This window comes from Wolbachia endosymbiont (group A) of Machimus atricapillus, assembly GCF_964027095.1.
Taxonomy (GTDB): Bacteria; Pseudomonadota; Alphaproteobacteria; order Rickettsiales; family Anaplasmataceae; genus Wolbachia.
The window spans coordinates 632,225-649,940 of record NZ_OZ034727.1; the positions used below are offsets into that span (position 1 = coordinate 632,225).

The window sequence follows — 17,716 nt, forward strand, 5'->3', positions numbered from 1 at the left end:
GGATGACAAAAAAAGGAGCACTGGTTCCTTTATGACGGTGTCATCCAAGTGGCTGACACTGGTTTCTTTATGATGGCAGTGCTTGACACTGGAATCCAGCCTTTCACTGTCAAAGATGTTATTTTTAATATAAGGTTAGTCACTTTCGTGCTCACCAACTTAATCTCTAATCAAAATTTCTGGATCCAAGTAGTCATGGCACTGGGATGACATCTTTGTGTTTGAGGCAAAACCGGCTATAATATTTCTTCGCAAACAAATGTTCGTACAGAGCTACTTTCATGACACCACGATTATGCTATAAATTCTTTATCGTATGAATATATTAAGAAGAGAACGTATTAAAGCTGTTTCTCCTTTTTTATTGATAAAATTTGAACTTATAGCATATTCAACTAGGCTGGATTTTAGTAGATTAACATTTTGAGAATGAATATTATTGAAGATGGAGTTTAACTCTTTAGCAAGCAGACTGCGAAATTTTTGCACACTGTCATATGCGATATTTTCAAGTTCATGTGCAAATTTATCTTGAGCTATAGTTGTTATATCTTCAATTTCCTTATTAAACTCCTCTAGCTTTTTTTCGTTATTTTTAAAATTTTTCGTAAAAGTTTTCATATCAATTAAACTCAACTACTATTATGATTATAATGATAATGAAAAACTACCGAAGTAAAAAATTCACACTACTGTGTAACTTGCAAATACTTTTTACTAGATTCCAGCGTCATGCGCTGGAATGACATGGTATCCTGCTGCTCCTTTCTTGTCATCCCGCGCGGAACAATTAACCGTCATACCGTCACGGTATCTCTAGATCCCGCTAACAAGTAGCGGGATGACGATTGCCAGGGTGTCATGCAAGTAGCTGACACATAACTGTACGAACATTACCTCCTGGGACAATGTTCGTACAGATGTAGGTGCTAAGTTTTACAAACACTGTCGTGCTGAACCTTGAATATCCACTTCTTTCAATTCAGTGTCAGGAGCGATGGGTTTTGATATTGTGTATGTAATGCCACCGGCTATCAGTGCAGATACCACAGAAGCTGCAACTATTAATAGAGCAGACAATCCAGAAGCAATACTAAGAGCAGCACCTACTACTAACATAGCTGCAAGGCTCGCATAGACAACTTTTGGGGAAAATTGTCTTTTTCCTACTTTTTCTAGCGACACTTCATTTGTTTTAGTTTTGCCTAATTCACCCTTAAGTGGTGTGTTTTCATTTTTCAGATTTTTTATTTCTTGTTTTAGTAATTCATTCTCTTTATTGAGTTGTTTCAACTTAGTCTCATGTCCAGCTATGCAACTTTTTGATTCTTCTAGTTCCTTTTGCGTTTTTTCTAACAACGCTTCTGCTTTAGAATACTGACTTTCTGTTTTGTCTAATTTATCCTTAAGCGTTGCGTTTTCATTTCCTAGCTCTTGTATTTTTTGTTTTAGTGATTGATTCTCTTCGTTGAGTTTATTAAGTGTTTTCAGCCTAGCCTCATGTCCAGCTACGTCATTCTTTAGTTCTGCTAGTACTTTGTGCGCTTTTTCTAGTGACACTTCATTTGTTTTAGTTTTTGTTTTTTCTAATTCACTATTAAGCGTTGCGTTTTCATTTCCTAGCTCTTGTATTTTTTGTTTTAGTGATTGATTCTCTTCGTCGAGTTTATTAAGTGCTTCCAGCCTAGTTCCATGTCCAGTGACACAATTTCTCAATACTTCTATTTCCTTTTGCGCTTTTTCTAATGGTACTTCATTTGTTTTAGTTTTTGTTTTGCCTAGTCCACCCTTAAGCGTTGCGTTTTCATTTCCTAGCTCTTGTATTTTTTGTTTTAGTGATTGATTCTCTTCCTTTAGCTGAGCACATAATTTTTTTAATTTAACTTTACGTTTTTTAACCTTTTCTGTTTCTTCTGGAGTTTCCGTTGCATTGTGTGTTTTGAAATGGGAAGAAGTACCAGATACAACCTCAGATAGCTGACCACACATACTGTTTAGTCTATCTATTATTAGGCCTTCATCCTTTATCAATGAGCGATCTGCTCCATGTTTTATCAAAAGTTTTGCTAATTCTTTATTGTCATTTGCAAGAGCGTAATATAATGGAGTATACTCAGCTTTATCTTGTGCATCAACATCTGCTCCTTTATCTATTAGATATTCTGCAATCTCCACATAACCAAGTGCAGCAGCATAGTGTAAAGGGGTATGGCCATCTTTACTCTGTACATCAACTTTTGCTCCATATTCTAACAAAAGTTTCACTGATTCTTTATTATTGTTTCCAGCAGCACGATGTAAAAGAGTCAATCCATTTTCATCCTGTGTATTGTGTTTTTCTAACTCTTTACCGATGTCTTCTGTGGAAGTATTTATTCCACTGTCACTACTATTACTTTCATCAATAGTCGAATCTAAAGAGATCTGTTCCCCATTATGTATAGTATACTGCTGTTCTGTGTGTTGATTGTGCAAATAAGTTTGTTCTATGCGCTTCTGGTTATTGGCAAGTCGTTGTTCTGCCTCTTGCAACTTTTGCGCCACAGCATCTCTTTTAGCCTGTTCTCTTTCTAATGTATCACCTACTTTGTCTGTATTGTTTTCATTAATGATTGAGTTTGAAGAAGTCTGTTCATTCTCATTTTGTACATAGATTTTTCTGTTGTTTGGTGTAGTTCCATTGTTCTCTCCCTGACCTTTTGCATTCCATGCTTGCACTGCAGCAGTTATTTTATTTCCGCCCACAGCTAAATTTCCTGGAGTTTTATTATTAGGCTGCGGTAAAGTGCCTTGTCCATAAGTTAGTCTTTTCTTTCTTGCCTCAGCATAACGTTGTTCTCCTTCCTTTAACATTTCTACTATGATATCCTTATTTGGTATATTGCTAACCATATCTCTTGGAGTTCGGCCTTGACTATCTTTTAGTAAAGGATTTGCGTTAGCATCTAATAAAAGCTGAACCATCTCTTGATGACCATGCAAAGCAGCAATGTGCAAAGCAGTGAATTTAGAATTAAAATCACCCGATATTTGTTCATCAACTTTTACTTTCTTTTCTAGTAGGAGTTTTACTATTGGTACACTGTTACATTCCACAGCAAGATGTAACAATGTGTAACTTGCAATTTTATCTAAATCTTGTATCATGAATAGCTTATCTATCTTCAAATTGTTATAAGTGCTATATGCTTCTGGGTTTACACCTTTTAGCTTACTCCCTATCCTTTCAAGCAAATTATCCTTATTCAAACCTTTACTCTCACTCACATTGCGTATTATTTCAAAAAACTTTTCCTTTTCTATTGCCACAACCTTTCCTCTCAATTTATTTATTATTGCTGAATAGTCTCACAAAAAAGTTAAGTTTGTCGAAATTCGATGTTTGATCTAAAAATTAGTCATAAACATTTTCTTCCAATTCGTTGTCATTCAACTCCCCTGTCATCCCAGCACCTTCTTCTGTCATCCCAGTGCGTGACACTGGGATCTCATTTTACTTTATGATGATGTCATGAAAGTAGCTGACACTGGAATCCAGAAGACAACCAAATAATAAAGGCTAGATCCCAGTGTCACGCACTGGGATGACAAAAAAAGGAGCACTGGAATGACACCCTACTTAACCCGTCATACCGCCGCGGTATCTCCTTAGAATAGATCCCGCTAACAAGCAGCGGGATGACGATTGTCGTTTAGCTACAAACATTAAGAAATTTACCAAGTAGAAAAAAAGGCAAAAGAAGCCCCATGGTTGGCTAATTACTTACATTATACTTTCAAGTATGGCGTTTTTTTATTCTAAACGTTTAATAACCGCGATTCAGTTGCTTTTAAGCCGCAACTAATCTAAATTATAAACATTAAGAAATTTACTAAACAGAAAAAAAGGCAAAAGAAACCCTAGGGTAGCTAATTATTCACTATCCATTTTTTAAGTTGGCGTTTTTTGATGTTTTAAATAGCGTATTTCAGCTTGTATAGGTAAAAACCTAGAAATTTGATAAAGACATAGAGTGCACATAGTGCAAAAAATTAAACATGAGACGCCAGATACGTGAGTTTTTTTGTCATTTAATCTGTACAGAGAAGATAAATAAATAGCTTCAGTTTCATGATAAGGGGGCTGGCGGAGTTTGTCAAGGAAGTTTTTTCACTTCTGCGGGCTACCTGGGTTAATATTATATAGGAGGTCTGCTGCCAATAAAGCCTAAACTTACCAAATACATTTCTGTAGATTCAGATCTACTTGACTTTGGTTTAAAATATTTTACTGTTTTAAACATTTTTTTTAGCTTGTTACAAAAATCTTTATCAGATTCTCCTTGGAAAATTTTTACTACAAACGTGCCACCATGGCTCAAGAAATGCTTTGCAAAATTGAGCGCTGCCTCACATAAAAGCATAATTCTGATATGATCCAACGATTTTAAACCACAAGATTCGGGCGCCATGTCAGATAAAATTACATCAAATTTTTGATCCTTGAATTTTTCTCTTAAAATTTCAAGCCCATTGATAATATCACATTGTATAAACTCTACTCCATTAATTGCGTTCATTGGTTTCATGTCAAGAGCAACTACATTTGCACCTTTCTGAGACGCGACTTGTGACCATCCACCAGGAGAAGCACCAAGATCAATAATTTTTTGCCCTTCTTGGAATAATTTAAATTTATTATCCATTTCTACCAGCTTATATGCTGAGCGTGACCTATAACCATCCTTGCTAGTTTTTCGCACATACTGATCATTCAAATGACGATGTAGCCACCTTGTTGAAGATAGTTTTCTGCCTCTAGCCGTCTTTACTCTAGTTTTTATTGCTAATACCCTACTTATTATTGATTATATCTTTGAGCTCTTTTTCAACTACTTCTTTTACCAGTGCATGTAGATATTTATTCAGCCATTCTGAGAGCTGAGGTTTTAAAAGAGATGTAACTAATTCTTCAACAGTAAGATTCGCTCTTTTTTGTTGTTTATGCTGCAATTCGTTTTGCATTTTTCCAAGCAGCGCTTTGATCTCTTCCATATTCTCTTTTAAAATTAGATGATCATTATTTTGCGCTTGTAAGCCGCTATTACTCGCTTTGTTATTACTCATTTGGATATTATCGTACAAATCAATGTCTTTTTTTTCTTCTGAATTGTAGCTATGGCCATTAAATTGGTTGTTGTTGCAAGCCATTTCCTCACTTTGGTCATCATTATCAATGTTCTCTTCTTTACCATTTTCTTTTTTGCCATCTTCTTCCATGTCTTCTGGATACTCTTCTTCAAGGCATAGCACATCATCATTTTCATCCTTTATTTCTGCTTTATCGTTACTTGCGTTTTTACCCGATATAGCTTTTTTTATATCTTCTAGAATATCTTTTACAGATTGATTGCCTTGTTCATCATGCATAGTGCTAATACCATTAAATTTAGAGATTTATACTATTTATTATAAAAAGCAAATTATAAACACTAGTTACATAATTGCTTTTTGCTTCAACTAAGTCTGAACGTGCTTTAAATAATGCATCTTCAGTGTCCAAAAGGTCAGATGTACTCTTTAAACTTAAGTTTACCTCTTGCTCAACTCCTTCCAATGCTAAAGCTGCTGCTTTTTCCGCTTCTTGACTTGCTTTAATAATGGCTTTTGCTGTTAGCACATTATTCCAAGCATTTACAACTTCTTGTTCTATATTTTTTACCGTTTCATAATAATCGTAGGTAGATTTTTTTGCATCCATTTTAGCTTTACTGACACCAAAAGCATTCGCTCCTTTTTTAAAGATTGGAACATCAAGAGTAAAAACTATATGAACATTTTCTAATAGCTTGTCTAATTTTACACCATCCTTCCCAAAATTTTTGCTTGCGCTTAGATTTAAAGAAGGAAGCCACTTGGAGCTTTCAGCGATCACTTCCATTCCGGCTGCTCTTTTTTGATAAACTGCTGCTTTTAGAGATAAATTATTGGTTTTTGCTAATTGTAAACATTCATTTAGCTCTGGGACAGAAGGTAGTTTATCATTAGCTTCAGAAAGGTCATCAGCATCTTCGCCAATCAAATGATAATAAGCAATATTTGCCAATTTTAATTTACCTTCAGCATCAACTCTTTCGGATATAGAAGACGAAAATTTTGCTTTTGCTAGCAAAACTTCAGCGTTAGTAACTTCTCCAAGGGAAAAGCGTTTTTTCATAGCTGACAAATGTTCCAAAGAAACGCGTTCTTTATGTTCTCTGAGCTTTAATATTTCTGTCTTTTGTAAAACACCAACATATGCTTTCACAGCATTAAGTGCAACCTCTTGTTTTAATTGCTGAAATCGCATTTTTTCTGCTTTGAGAAGATGACTTGATCGACTGAATGTGGCAAAGGTGCCACCTCCATCTATTATCCTTTGGCTTAATATCAGACGTTTTCCAGGTAAATTAGGTTGATTATAAAGATTAAAATTACTATCAAAATTGTACTGCAAACTAATGTCAGGTAAAAATCCAGCTAACCCAGAAGACTTAAGCTGTTTTTCTGCGCTTTTATATTGGTAAAATTGAGACTTTATTTTTGAGCTATTTTTGATCGCTTTGCTTATAACTTCTCCCACATCGGTTGCATAGCAACTTATAGTACCAAAAATTATCGCAAGTGTAATAATCAATCGAAACATTCTACTTCCTGTGCATATTGGTTGCGCAGCTCAATTACTAACATAAATTACTTTAATAATCAATAACTAATATTGTTGACACTATTGAGAAATTAAGTATATAGTAGCTTACTATTGTTTAGTTAAATTACAATGAAAACTTTTTTCTTAAAAGAGAAACAAATCGACAAAAAATGGTTTGTCATAGATGCAGAAGGATTAGTGGTAGGAAGGCTTGCAGCATTTGTAGCGACACTATTGCGTGGAAAGCATAAACCTGAGTATACACCTCATATGGATTGTGGCGATAATGTAATTATTATCAACGCAGAAAAGGTGCATTTTACCGGGAAGAAGCTTAAAGATAAAATTTACTATAAGCATACAGGTTATTCTGGTGGTTTGAAGAAAACTACTCCAGATAATATTTTAAATGGCAAATTTCCTGAGCGTGTAATAAAAATGGCAGTGAAAAGGATGCTTGATGATGGCCCTATGGCGCGTAGACGCTTTGAAAATTTGTATGTTTATTCTGGTTCAGAGCATAAGCATCAAGGGCAGCAACCTGAAAAGATAGATTTTGCCTCTTTGAATCGTAAAAATAAAAAGTAATGGAGTAAAAATGAAGAGTTTTACAATAAATAATAATGATTGGTCAGAAAAGACAATTAAATCAGCAGTTGATTCGCTTGGTCGTTTATATGCTACAGGCCGAAGAAAAGAATCTGCAGCAAGAGTATGGATAAAGCCGGGAAGTGGAAAATTTAGTGTTAACAAAAAAGGCGATCTAATTTCTTATTTTAAAAGAGAGTCAGTGTGCCAAATAGTGAAAATGCCATTTGTAGCAACTTCTACGTTAGACAAATATGATGTATTCGCAACTGTAAAAGGTGGAGGGCTATCTGGTCAAGCAGGTGCTCTAGCTCATGGAATAAGCAGAGCTTTAAGTAGTGTAAGCCAAGATTTGCATTCTATATTACGTAATGGTGAGTTCTTAACTAGAGATTCGCGTGTTGTTGAACGTAAGAAATATGGTCAACATAAAGCTCGGAAAAAGTGTCAATTTTCTAAGAGATAGTTATTTCATAGTGGTGTTTTTTTGTAAGTATTATACAAATATTTGCAAAAGTGTATAATATCCTCTATTTTTGTGATGAATTTAGTTGACTATCGGTGTCAACATAATATGCTATTTGTGTGGTTTTTCAATATTAAGGTAATTTATGAGTAAAGAAGATATAATAAAACAATTAAAGGAAGATTGTTCTGGTCAGAATATAGATATAACAAAATCTGATTTGAGCAAGATTCATGATGCGTTTATTAAAATAATAAAGGATGAGCTGCATGGGAAAGGTGAAATACGTTTGCATGGAATAGGAACATTTTCTACTGCTATAAGTCAGGAGAAACAATGTCGTAACCCCCAAAATGGTGAGATCATGACTGTTCCTGAAAAGACAAGGGTAAAATTTAAAGCAAGCCAAACTCTTTTAAGTATTTTAAATGAGAAGGAAAAAGCAGCAGTTAGTTAGACATTATCATTTTCATTGTTTTTACTACGCTGTGTAAGCCATAAAATACAGCTTCGCTAATTAAATAGTGGCCTATGTTAAGAGCTGAGATATGAGGTATTCTTGTCATCTTCTTAGCGTGTTTATAAGTTATGCCATGTCCTGCGTGGCATTCTATTCCTAATTTATTGACGTACTCTGCAGCATTAGTAATTAACTGTAACTTTTTCTCTGATGGATTATCACAGTAATCCCCTGTATGAATTTCTATTATGTCAGGTTTTATCTCTAGCTTCTCAAGATATTTTAGTTGATTAATATTTGGATCGATAAACAGTGAGACTTTTATGCTAGAGCTATGCATTTCCTCTATTATACTAGAAAGTTTGCTGTGCATATTAATGATATCCAGGCCACCTTCGGTTGTTAATTCTTCTCTTTTTTCTGGTACTATACTAATCGAATAGGGTTTTACCTTTTTTGCTATTTTAAGCATTTCTTCCGTGGCTGCAATTTCAAGATTTAGCTCAGTGCTAATGCTTTTTTTTAGGTTAAATACGTCTTCATCTCTAATATGCCTTCTATCTTCTCGTAAGTGTACAGTAATAAAGTCTGCTCCAGCGTCAATGGCTATTTCTGCTGCTTTCAATAGATCTGGGTAGGAAGTTCCGCGTGCGTTGCGGAGGGTTGCAACGTGATCAATATTAACACCTAGTTTCACAATCTACCTCAAAAATTATTTATGGATTATACATGTTATTAGGTCTTTTGCATAGTCATTGTTTGATTAGCAATACCATAGCCGAGAGACGGGGTTGGCGAAATGTGTCAAGATGGCCTAGCATCACGCGCTGGAATGACATTTGGGAGTATATTATCCGTTTGTCACTTCTAAATGATAAAAGCCTCAATGAATTTATTAGTTTATTACATGTCTCTTTTCATGTATAAATCTATAGAAAGTTTTATACGGAAGTTGTTTTATGAGCAAAATTATAGAAATCAGAGCGCCAAAAACTCTTGGTGGTGAGTCAGTTACGGAAGGTATAGTAAAAATAAAGAAAAATATTGGAGAAGCAGTAAAAGTAGATGACTTGATCTTTGAAATTGAGACTGACAAAACAGCACTCGAATTAACTGCAGAAGCTTCAGGGCAAATAACTGAATTTCTCGTAAAGGAAGATGATGTAATAAGTCCTGATCAATTGTTAGCGAAGTTTTCCGTGGGGGAAGTAAAAGAGGAAGCGAGAAAAGAAGATAAAAGCGAAAGTTCTGCCAAAAAAGATGCTCCGTCAGCTCGTAAAATTATGGAGGAAAATGCAATCAGCGCAGAAAGTGTCAAAGGAACTGGCATGGGAGATAGGATAACAAAAGCAGATGTAATAGGCCATATAAACAAAACAGAACAGCCTGCAATAAAACAATATGAATTGCCAAAAAGTGTAGTAAGTGGAGAGCAAAGAGAGGAACGAGTAAAAATGAGTAAAATAAGGCAAGTAATTGCCGCTCGTTTGAAAGCATCGCAAAATACTGCTGCAATACTGACCACGTTCAATGAAATTGACATGAAAAATGTCATGGATCTAAGAGCAAAATATAAGGATGCCTTTGAAAAAAAATATGGAATAAAACTTGGTTTCATGTCGTTTTTTATAAAGGCAGCAGTGCAAGCACTGAAAGAGATCCCTGAAATTAACTCTGAAATCTCAGGCGATGAAATCATATATAAACATTACTATGACATAGGTGTTGCTGTTGGAACTGACAAAGGCCTTGTTGTACCTGTTATTCGGAGTGCTGATCAGATGTCATTTGCAGAAATTGAGTTGACTTTAGTTGCTCTTGGCAAAAAAGCACGAGAAGGCAAATTACAAGTATCAGAAATGGAAGGTGCAACATTTACTATTTCAAACGGTGGAGTATACGGTTCACTTCTTTCCACTCCGATAATAAACCCTCCGCAATCTGGAATACTTGGAATGCATTCGATACAAAACAGGCCAGTTGCTGTTGGTAATGCAGTAGAAATCAGACCGATGATGTACATTGCTCTCTCTTACGACCACAGAATAGTTGATGGCAAAGGAGCAGTTACTTTCCTTGTCAAAATAAAAAATTATATAGAAGATCCAAATAGATTAGTTTTGGAAGTGTAAATTGGTATTAACTTAAACAATGTCAGCAATTAAAAATGACAAGCAAGTTTTTCTAGAATCAGAAGGTTTCTAAGGCGGATGGTAAAATAGGAAAAATCGGCAAATGGCATCAAAAATTGATAGTCGCTCTTGGTTATTACTTGTTACCGAACTTGTTGCACAGCAATTTCCAAAGTGGGCTCACTTAGAGATCAAACCTGTTGAACTCAGTGGTATAGACAATAGAACTTTTCGCTTGGGTGAAGAGATGTTGATCAGGCTACCAAGCGCAGAAGATTATGCGCTACAAGTTCTAAAGGAGCAAAAATGGCTTGAGATACTTGCACCACATTTGTCATTTTCTATTCCTAAGCCACTTGCAATGGGACAACCATCAAAGCATTATCCCTGGAATTGGTCAATATATAAGTGGATCGAAGGGGAAAGCATAAATGCATTGTCTATAGATGATCTGGATTTACAGATTATTGCTTCTCAGCTTGCACAATTTTTGAATGAGTTACATAAAATTGATGTTAAAGGAGGCCCTAATCCTGGACTCCATAACTTCTGGCGCGGCGATCACGTATCAGTCTATGACACAGAGGTAAGATCGGCCATTAAGGAATTGCAAGGTTTTATTGATGCTAGAACTATAATGTCCTTTTGGGAAAAAGCTATAAGCTCAAGATGGAACAAGAATCCAGTATGGATTCATGGTGACTTTGCAAGCGGGAATATCCTAGCGAAAGATGGATGTGTAGCTGCTGTAATCGATTTTGGATGTGTGGGTGTCGGCGATCCAGCCTGTGACTTGGTAATTGCCTGGACACTTTTGAACAACGAAAATCGGAGAATCTTCAAGTCACATCTATGTTTAGATCCAGACACGTGGGCCAGAGCAAGCGGCTGGGCTTTATGGAAGGCACTAATTACAATGCGCGACTGGAAGACAACAGAAGTTATGAAACAACAGAAAATTATTAATGAAATTCTAAATGAAGAAGCTTAGTTTAACCAAAGATTTTCAGTCCTATTTTTGCATACCTACCTTTCTTTGCTGTTCTCAAGTGAATTACTCTTAATCTAGCATAACTAACAACTTAAACGAACAACTATTTTCAGCAAACTAAACAATGCCTGTGATAGGTTCTTAATTTGAAAAGACTCCCCGAATCTAATATGTCATTGCTGTAGGCTGCATTTAGTAATATAATCTCATATTAAATAAGACGTTACTTAAGTTTATGCTAGATTCTCCGCTAATTTTGACAGCCATTCTTATATTTTTCATTTTTACGTTGTCATTCTTTTTTATAAGAAAGATATTTGGGTCAACAAACAAGAAGATAATAAAATCCTTTAGGAAAATTGTTCAGCAAATAAATGCATTAGAAACAGAAATGCAGAGCTTATCTGATGAGGAGCTTGCTGGTAAAACTCAAGAATTCAAACAGGAATTGAAAAATGGGAAAACGTTAAATGATCTTCTCGTACCTGCATTTGCAGTTGTACGTGAAGCCTCTCGCAGGTTTCTTAACATGAGGCACTTTGATGTTCAGTTGATTGGTGGAATGGTGCTCCATAACGGCATGATATCAGAAATGAAAACAGGAGAGGGAAAGACACTCGTTGCAACTTTAGCTGCATACCTTAATTCTTTAGAAGGGAAAGGCGTGCACGTCGTAACTGTTAACGACTACCTTGCGAAACGAGACACAGAGTGGATGAGCAAATTATATAATTCTCTTGGGGTTTCTGTTGCGTTTATCACGAATAACTTGACAGACGAAGAGAGAAAAGAGGCTTACAGTGCAGATATCGTGTATTCCACAAATAACGAGCTTGCCTTTGATTACCTGCGAGACAATATGAAATTTTCTCAAGAAGACATGGTTCAGAGAGGCTTTCACTACGGAATAGTTGATGAAGTAGACTCAATACTCATTGATGAAGCTCGCACTCCGCTTATTATTTCTGGCCAGATTGAGGAAAACAATCAGATATATAAGCATATCAATAAAATAGTAACCAAATTAGTTGACTCTGATTATGAGGTGGATGAAAAGGGTAGGGCAGTGTTCCTTACTGCAGATGGTATTTCACGAGTGGAAGAACTACTCAGGTCATACAATCTCATTCCTGAAAATTCCTCGCTCTATGATACTGACAGCATGATAATGACTCATTATATAGACCAAGCATTACGTGCACATAAGCTGTTTACTGCTGATAAAGATTATATAGTAAAGGATGGCAAGGTAGTGATTATTGATGAATTTACTGGGCGTATGATGGAGGGCAGGAGATATTCCGATGGTCTTCATCAGGCACTTGAAGCGAAGGAGAATCTTGAAATTCAGCATGAAAACCAAACTTTAGCATCGGTCACATTTCAGAATTACTTTCGTATGTACAATAAACTTTCCGGAATGACTGGAACAGCAGCAACAGAGGCAGAAGAGTTTCGTGATATATACAGACTAAATGTAGTAAAAATTCCAACCAATGTACCTGTAAAAAGAGTTGATATTGATGATGAAATTTATGGCACAGGAAAAGAAAAATTTAATGCTGTGTTGAAGTTTATAGAAGAATGCCACAAACGCCTTCAACCGGTCCTTGTTGGCACGGTAAGCATCGAAAACTCTGAGAAGCTTTCTGCGCTTTTGCAAAGCCATTCTCTTAAGCATTCAGTATTGAATGCTCGTTATCATGAACAAGAGGCGTACATAATAGCACAAGCTGGAGTGCCAGGTAGTATCACTATAGCAACTAACATGGCAGGACGTGGAACTGATATTCAACTCGGTGGAAACGCTGAAATGATTGCAAAGGTAGAGCTAAAGAAGATAAAAAATGCTGATGAAAGAGAAAAAAAATACCAAGAAATAGTCGAAAGAGTAAAAAAAGATAAGGAAATTGCTATAAAAGCTGGTGGTTTATGCGTGGTTGGAACCGAAAGACATGAAAGCAGGAGAATAGATGATCAATTACGCGGCCGTTCTGGTCGTCAGGGGGATCCTGGACTTTCTAAGTTCTTTTTATCGCTTGAAGATGACCTAATGAGAATATTTGGTTCTGATAGAATGAGAAGCTTTTTACAAAAAGTAGGGTTAAAGAATAACGAAGCTATTCATCATCCATGGATCAATAAGGCACTTGAGAAGGCGCAGAAGAAAGTTGAAGCTAGAAACTATGATGTGCGGAAGTCTTTGCTTAAGTTTGATGACGTAATCAACAACCAACGTAAAGTTATTTTTAAGCAGAGAAACAATATCTTAGGCAACGAAATTAATGATTTACTTGAAGTATATAGCGAAGTAAATGAGAGCATAGTAGAAGGTATAATCCAAAGTGGCTATTATGAGGATTATATTGAAGATATAGTCAAAGAATTCCATACAAAGTATGGAATAACGCTTGATAAAGAAGATTTAGCAAAGTTTTTAAACAAACAAGAAGCTTTGAATTATATAAATGATAAGATACAAGAATTTTTTACTGAGAAAGAAAAATATTTCAACAGTCAGCACACTACAGATTTGTGGAATACGATCGTGAAGCAAATGATGATAATGACACTTGATCATTTATGGAGGGAACACCTTTCAACTTTAGAAAGCTTAAGACAAAGCATAAGCTTACGTGCCATGGGGCAGAAAGATCCACTGAATGAATTTAAACGCGAAGCTTTCTTGATATTTGAGTCAATGCTTGAAAAATGGAAGGAACTCACCATTCATCGCTTAGCACACTTTAAGTTGGCAGACAACCAAGAGATAGGCAATAGGTTACATTCTGCTAGAAATAGCAGACTTTCCAAAGTCTCAAGAAACGACAAATGTCCTTGCAACTCCGGAAAGAAATACAAGCACTGCCACGGCGCGGTTACTGTGGTAAATTAGTAACTATGGTTGTACAGTTTGTTTATTTCCATCAACATTACTGCAGCTAACCTCACTTAGCTTACTGTTTAATGAATGCTCTGATGACTTATACGCAACCCCATAGGAAATTCCACCAACGATCAGTGCAGATGCCACAGTAATTCCAACTATTGCTAGTGCAGATAATGCAGTAGCGTAAACGAGTCCTAATGGAACTACAACAGCAGATATAACAACCCCAACGGCTCCTGCTTTTGTAGCTTTAGGCCTATGTATACATGATGGGTCTGCACCATAATTTAGCAGAAGTTTTGCCATTTCTGGATATTTACTATGCCAAGCACAACTCAAAGGGGTATATCTATTTTTATTTTGTAGATTGATATTAGCTCCATTTTTTAGTAGAAGTTTCACTGTCTTTATATGCCCGTGCTCAGCAGCATAATGCAAAGGAGTTCTTCCACCTTCATCTTGTAGATTGATATTAGCTCCATTTTTTAGTAGAAGTTTCACTGTCTTTATATGCCCGTGCTCAGCAGCATAATGCAAAGGAGTTCTTTCACCTTCATCTTGTAGATTGATATTAGCTCCATTTTTTAGTAGAAGTTTCACTGTCTTTGTATGCCCGTGTTTGGCAGCATAATGCAAAGGAGTCCCTTTATCTTCATCTTGTGCATTAACGCCTGCTCCTTCTTCTAGCAAAACTTCTACTACTTGTGTATGCCCATGCTGAGCAGAATAATGTAAGGAGGTTTTTTCCCATTCATCTTGTACATTAACATTAGCTCCGTTTTTTGTTAAGTATCTTACTACTTTTTCATAGCCATTTTCAGCTGCTATAAGTAATAAATTGCACTTGAGTATTATAAACGTGTAATTTATATCAAATTCGCTTTTTCGCTTTTTTTCCACTCATCATATATAAGTTGATTTTCCTGCTGCAGCTTATCTTTAATTCTATCAATTAAATTTTCCTTACTCAGATCTGGACTACTGTTGACTTCTTGTAGTATTAACCTTAATGTCATTTCCTTCTCCAAGATATAAAATTTTATTATGGCATATGAAGTGGATTATGTCAATGAAGAACTAAGAAACTGGTTCTTCTTTTTTTCTATAGCTTTAGGTTTACCTACAATTTGAAAAACAACAAATTCGTCATTCCGCCGCAGTATCTCTAGATCCCGCTAACACGTAGCGGGATGACGAGTTACTTAACGTCATACCGTGATTTATTCACGGTATCTCAACCGCTAACAAAGCGGGATGACAGCAATCCTACGTCATACCGCCGCGGTATCTCTAGATCCCGCTGCGGTATGACTAGACTTTTTGATTTACTCCCACTCAATGGTTGCTGGTGGTTTAGAAGTTAAGTCATAGACAACTCTATTTACTCCGGAAACGTTATTAACAATTATACTGCCAACATTCTGTAAAAAGTCCCAAAACACTAGCGAATGCTGATCCTTATCTTCAAATGGAAATGCATCAGCCGTCATACCATCGGACGATGTTACAGCCCTTAAAGCACAAACATATCCGTATGTACGACCATCTCCCATGACGCCTACAGTTTTTATTGGTAATAATACAGCAAAAGCTTGCCATATCTTATCGTATAGATCGTAATTTTTCATCGTATTAATATATATTTCATCTACTTCTTGCAATATTCGCACCTTTTCTTCATCGACTTCACTTATAATCCTCACTGCAAGTCCGGGTCCAGGAAATGGATGTTGAAATATTATCTCGTCTGAAAGCCCAATTTCTTTTCCAAGTAGCCTTACCTCATCTTTAAAGAGGTAGCGTAAAGGCTCTACTAGTTTCAGGTTCATCTTTTCTGGCAACCCACCAACATTATGGTGAGACTTAATTGTACTAGTGTTGTCTGAGGCATGCCCTGACTCAACTACATCAGAGTAGATGGTACCTTGCATCAAAAAATCCACATCACCTATTTTTTTTGCTTCTTCTTCAAACACTTCAATGAAAGCGTTACCGATAATTTTTCGCTTTTTTTCTGGATCAGTTATTCCCTTTAACCTACTCAAAAATAAATTTGATTTATCAACGTAGTTTATCGGAATTTCTTTCAACATAGCAATGGTCTGGTTCTTGCGTAACAACCCAGTATCGATAAAAATACAGTTCAATTGTTTTCCTATAGCTTTATGTGTGAGAGCCGCTGCAACACTTGAATCAACCCCACCACTTACTGCAGCGATTACTTTTTTCTCTCCTACTACATTTTTGATTTTTTCCTTCTGCTTTTCAATAAACGATTTCATTGTCCAGTCTCTCTCGCAATTTGCAATATCCAAGAAGTTAGAGAGCAATTTACTGCCATTTGTTGTGGGCCTCACTTCAGGATGGAACTGAGTACAGTAAATCTTCCGCTGTTCGTTGACAATTATTGCAATTGTTTGATTTATCACACCTGATGCGATAACAGTAAATCCCTGTGGTATAGTATCAACACTGTCCGCATGGTTCATTAATACATCCACTTCAGAATTAACATCCCAGGTATCCTTTATAATGGGGGATTCTTTTAGTATCTTGATTTTAGTTCTGCCAAACTCCTGTTTGAAACTCTCTTTTACTTTTGCTCCAAAATAATGACAAATGAGTTGCTGTCCATAGCATATTCCAAGTATAGGAACGTTTGTTGCCTTATTAAGTTTTATAATTTCATGTACTACTCTACTTGTTTCAGAACAATCATCATTTACAGATTGTGGTCCTCCAGAGAGAATAAACCCATTGAATTTTGATATTGTTTCAAAACTGATGTTGCTTGGAAATATTTCGCAATACACACCCATTTCCCTGACTTGTCTTGCGATAAGCTGTGTAAATTGTGAACCAAAATCAATAATGGCAATTGCTGACAATTTGCTCCTCCATATTACTTAAAAGTGATATCTGATAATAAAGAAAATAAAGAAGTAAGTAAACTAAGACCTCTTAAAAGCTTTGATGTATGACTTAAACGTTAGCTATGATTTATTTTGAGTTGACAGAAACTTTGCACGGCGGTGACTCAGAGTCCTCAGTTTTTCTTTGGGGTCAAGGCATACTTTAAAAAAATCCCAACCGTTGCAACTTTTACCGGTAATTCTTGTGCCAGCCGTAGAAGGAGCACTATATTCTTCCCCATTGTAAATAAACTTTCCCTCATTACTGACTGTAACTTCATACATTTTCTTTTTATATTCTCCAACAAGTGTTCTACCTATAAAAAGAGCTTTAATAACTTTTTGATTTTGCGTTAAGCCATCATCATCAACTTGCACAATTTCTTTAGGTTTATCTATTTTGAGCTCATTTAGTGGCTCATTACCCACCATATTGTTTAATACTTTATTTATTATATATGTTACTGCCTCATCTTTGACTTCTTCTACCCTTTTATCTACATATTTTTCTACTTCACTACGCACATGCCTTTTCAAACTTTCAAGCAAATCCTGTAAGTCGAGTAAAGTTAATTCAGATGTTTCCATAAAAACCCCCAGTTTTATTATC

General features: G+C 35.9%; 17 protein-coding genes. 7 read left to right on the plus strand and 10 right to left on the minus strand.

The genetic code is table 11. The features are described 5' to 3' along the window. Positions 1–309: 309 nt before the first annotated feature. Both AAGD68_RS03085 and AAGD68_RS03090 read right to left on the minus strand, forming a co-directional pair. Entirely contained in the window at positions 310–621 is a 312-nt protein-coding gene (locus tag AAGD68_RS03085) for a hypothetical protein (RefSeq protein WP_007548422.1), read from the minus strand. 315 nt (positions 622–936) lie between these two features. After that, the gene (locus AAGD68_RS03090) at positions 937–3,309 is read right to left on the minus strand and encodes an ankyrin repeat domain-containing protein (protein WP_341814369.1); all 2,373 of its coding nucleotides are present in this window, start codon (positions 3,307–3,309) and stop codon (positions 937–939) included. Positions 3,310–3,378: 69 nt separating this feature from the next. On the opposite strand from AAGD68_RS03090, the gene AAGD68_RS03095 reads away from it, so the two are divergent. Beyond that, the gene (locus tag AAGD68_RS03095; RefSeq protein WP_264688313.1) at positions 3,379–3,504 is read left to right on the plus strand and encodes a hypothetical protein; all 126 of its coding nucleotides are present in this window, start codon (positions 3,379–3,381) and stop codon (positions 3,502–3,504) included. A gap of 674 nt (positions 3,505–4,178) precedes the next feature. Here the strand turns inward: AAGD68_RS03095 and AAGD68_RS03100 are convergent. From AAGD68_RS03100 to AAGD68_RS03110, 3 genes are all read right to left on the minus strand, one after another. After that, on the minus strand, positions 4,179–4,757 hold the full coding sequence (locus AAGD68_RS03100) for an RlmE family RNA methyltransferase (RefSeq protein WP_253309385.1): 579 nt from the start codon (positions 4,755–4,757) through the stop codon (positions 4,179–4,181). A 76-nt stretch (positions 4,758–4,833) separates the two neighbouring features. After that, positions 4,834–5,409 (minus strand): PopZ family protein, encoded by a 576-nt coding sequence (locus AAGD68_RS03105; protein WP_253309386.1) that lies wholly within the window; start codon positions 5,407–5,409, stop codon positions 4,834–4,836. Positions 5,410–5,428: 19 nt separating this feature from the next. Further along, on the minus strand, positions 5,429–6,664 hold the full coding sequence (locus AAGD68_RS03110) for a TolC family protein (RefSeq protein ID WP_264688311.1): 1,236 nt from the start codon (positions 6,662–6,664) through the stop codon (positions 5,429–5,431). A 132-nt stretch (positions 6,665–6,796) separates the two neighbouring features. Here AAGD68_RS03110 and rplM point away from each other — a divergent pair, with 132 nt between their 5' ends. The 3 genes from rplM (at position 6,797) to AAGD68_RS03125 (ending at position 8,178) form a co-directional block, all read left to right on the plus strand. Further along, entirely contained in the window at positions 6,797–7,255 is a 459-nt protein-coding gene (gene rplM, locus AAGD68_RS03115) for a 50S ribosomal protein L13 (protein ID WP_253309391.1), read from the plus strand. Positions 7,256–7,265: 10 nt separating this feature from the next. Beyond that, the gene (gene rpsI / locus AAGD68_RS03120) at positions 7,266–7,721 is read left to right on the plus strand and encodes a 30S ribosomal protein S9 (RefSeq protein WP_253309392.1); all 456 of its coding nucleotides are present in this window, start codon (positions 7,266–7,268) and stop codon (positions 7,719–7,721) included. Positions 7,722–7,866: 145 nt separating this feature from the next. After that, complete coding sequence (locus tag AAGD68_RS03125; RefSeq protein ID WP_264688310.1) at positions 7,867–8,178, plus strand: HU family DNA-binding protein; 312 nt, start codon at positions 7,867–7,869, stop codon at positions 8,176–8,178. On the opposite strand, the gene AAGD68_RS03130 is transcribed toward AAGD68_RS03125, so the two are convergent. Further along, positions 8,171–8,878 carry a pyridoxine 5'-phosphate synthase gene (locus AAGD68_RS03130; RefSeq protein WP_253309395.1) on the minus strand — a complete coding sequence of 236 codons (708 nt, stop codon included), beginning with the start codon at positions 8,876–8,878 and terminating at the stop codon, positions 8,171–8,173. The genes AAGD68_RS03125 and AAGD68_RS03130 overlap by 8 nt on opposite strands. A gap of 262 nt (positions 8,879–9,140) precedes the next feature. Here AAGD68_RS03130 and odhB point away from each other — a divergent pair, with 262 nt between their 5' ends. The 3 genes from odhB (at position 9,141) to secA (ending at position 14,200) form a co-directional block, all read left to right on the plus strand. Then, positions 9,141–10,313 (plus strand): 2-oxoglutarate dehydrogenase complex dihydrolipoyllysine-residue succinyltransferase, encoded by a 1,173-nt coding sequence (odhB, locus tag AAGD68_RS03135; RefSeq protein ID WP_341814370.1) that lies wholly within the window; start codon positions 9,141–9,143, stop codon positions 10,311–10,313. 103 nt (positions 10,314–10,416) lie between these two features. Next, positions 10,417–11,304 (plus strand): aminoglycoside phosphotransferase family protein, encoded by an 888-nt coding sequence (locus AAGD68_RS03140; RefSeq protein WP_253309397.1) that lies wholly within the window; start codon positions 10,417–10,419, stop codon positions 11,302–11,304. A 235-nt stretch (positions 11,305–11,539) separates the two neighbouring features. Beyond that, positions 11,540–14,200, plus strand: coding sequence for a preprotein translocase subunit SecA (secA, locus tag AAGD68_RS03145; protein ID WP_265044910.1), 2,661 nt, complete (start codon positions 11,540–11,542; stop codon positions 14,198–14,200). Positions 14,201–14,203: 3 nt separating this feature from the next. On the opposite strand, the gene AAGD68_RS03150 is transcribed toward secA, so the two are convergent. The 4 genes from AAGD68_RS03150 to AAGD68_RS03165 all read right to left on the minus strand — a co-directional run bounded on the left by AAGD68_RS03150 (position 14,204) and on the right by AAGD68_RS03165 (position 17,694). Beyond that, positions 14,204–15,094, minus strand: a complete 891-nt coding sequence (locus tag AAGD68_RS03150) for an ankyrin repeat domain-containing protein (RefSeq protein ID WP_341814371.1) — start codon at positions 15,092–15,094, stop codon at positions 14,204–14,206. Next, positions 15,061–15,210 (minus strand): hypothetical protein, encoded by a 150-nt coding sequence (locus tag AAGD68_RS03155; protein WP_341814372.1) that lies wholly within the window; start codon positions 15,208–15,210, stop codon positions 15,061–15,063. The genes AAGD68_RS03150 and AAGD68_RS03155 overlap by 34 nt, the downstream gene beginning before the upstream one ends. 309 nt (positions 15,211–15,519) lie before the next feature. After that, positions 15,520–17,082: a glutamine-hydrolyzing GMP synthase gene (gene guaA, locus AAGD68_RS03160; RefSeq protein ID WP_253309400.1), complete on the minus strand. Its 1,563-nt coding sequence runs from the start codon at positions 17,080–17,082 to the stop codon at positions 15,520–15,522. 105 nt (positions 17,083–17,187) lie between these two features. Next, positions 17,188–17,694 carry a DUF2924 domain-containing protein gene (locus tag AAGD68_RS03165; RefSeq protein ID WP_253309401.1) on the minus strand — a complete coding sequence of 169 codons (507 nt, stop codon included), beginning with the start codon at positions 17,692–17,694 and terminating at the stop codon, positions 17,188–17,190. Positions 17,695–17,716: the final 22 nt, after the last annotated feature.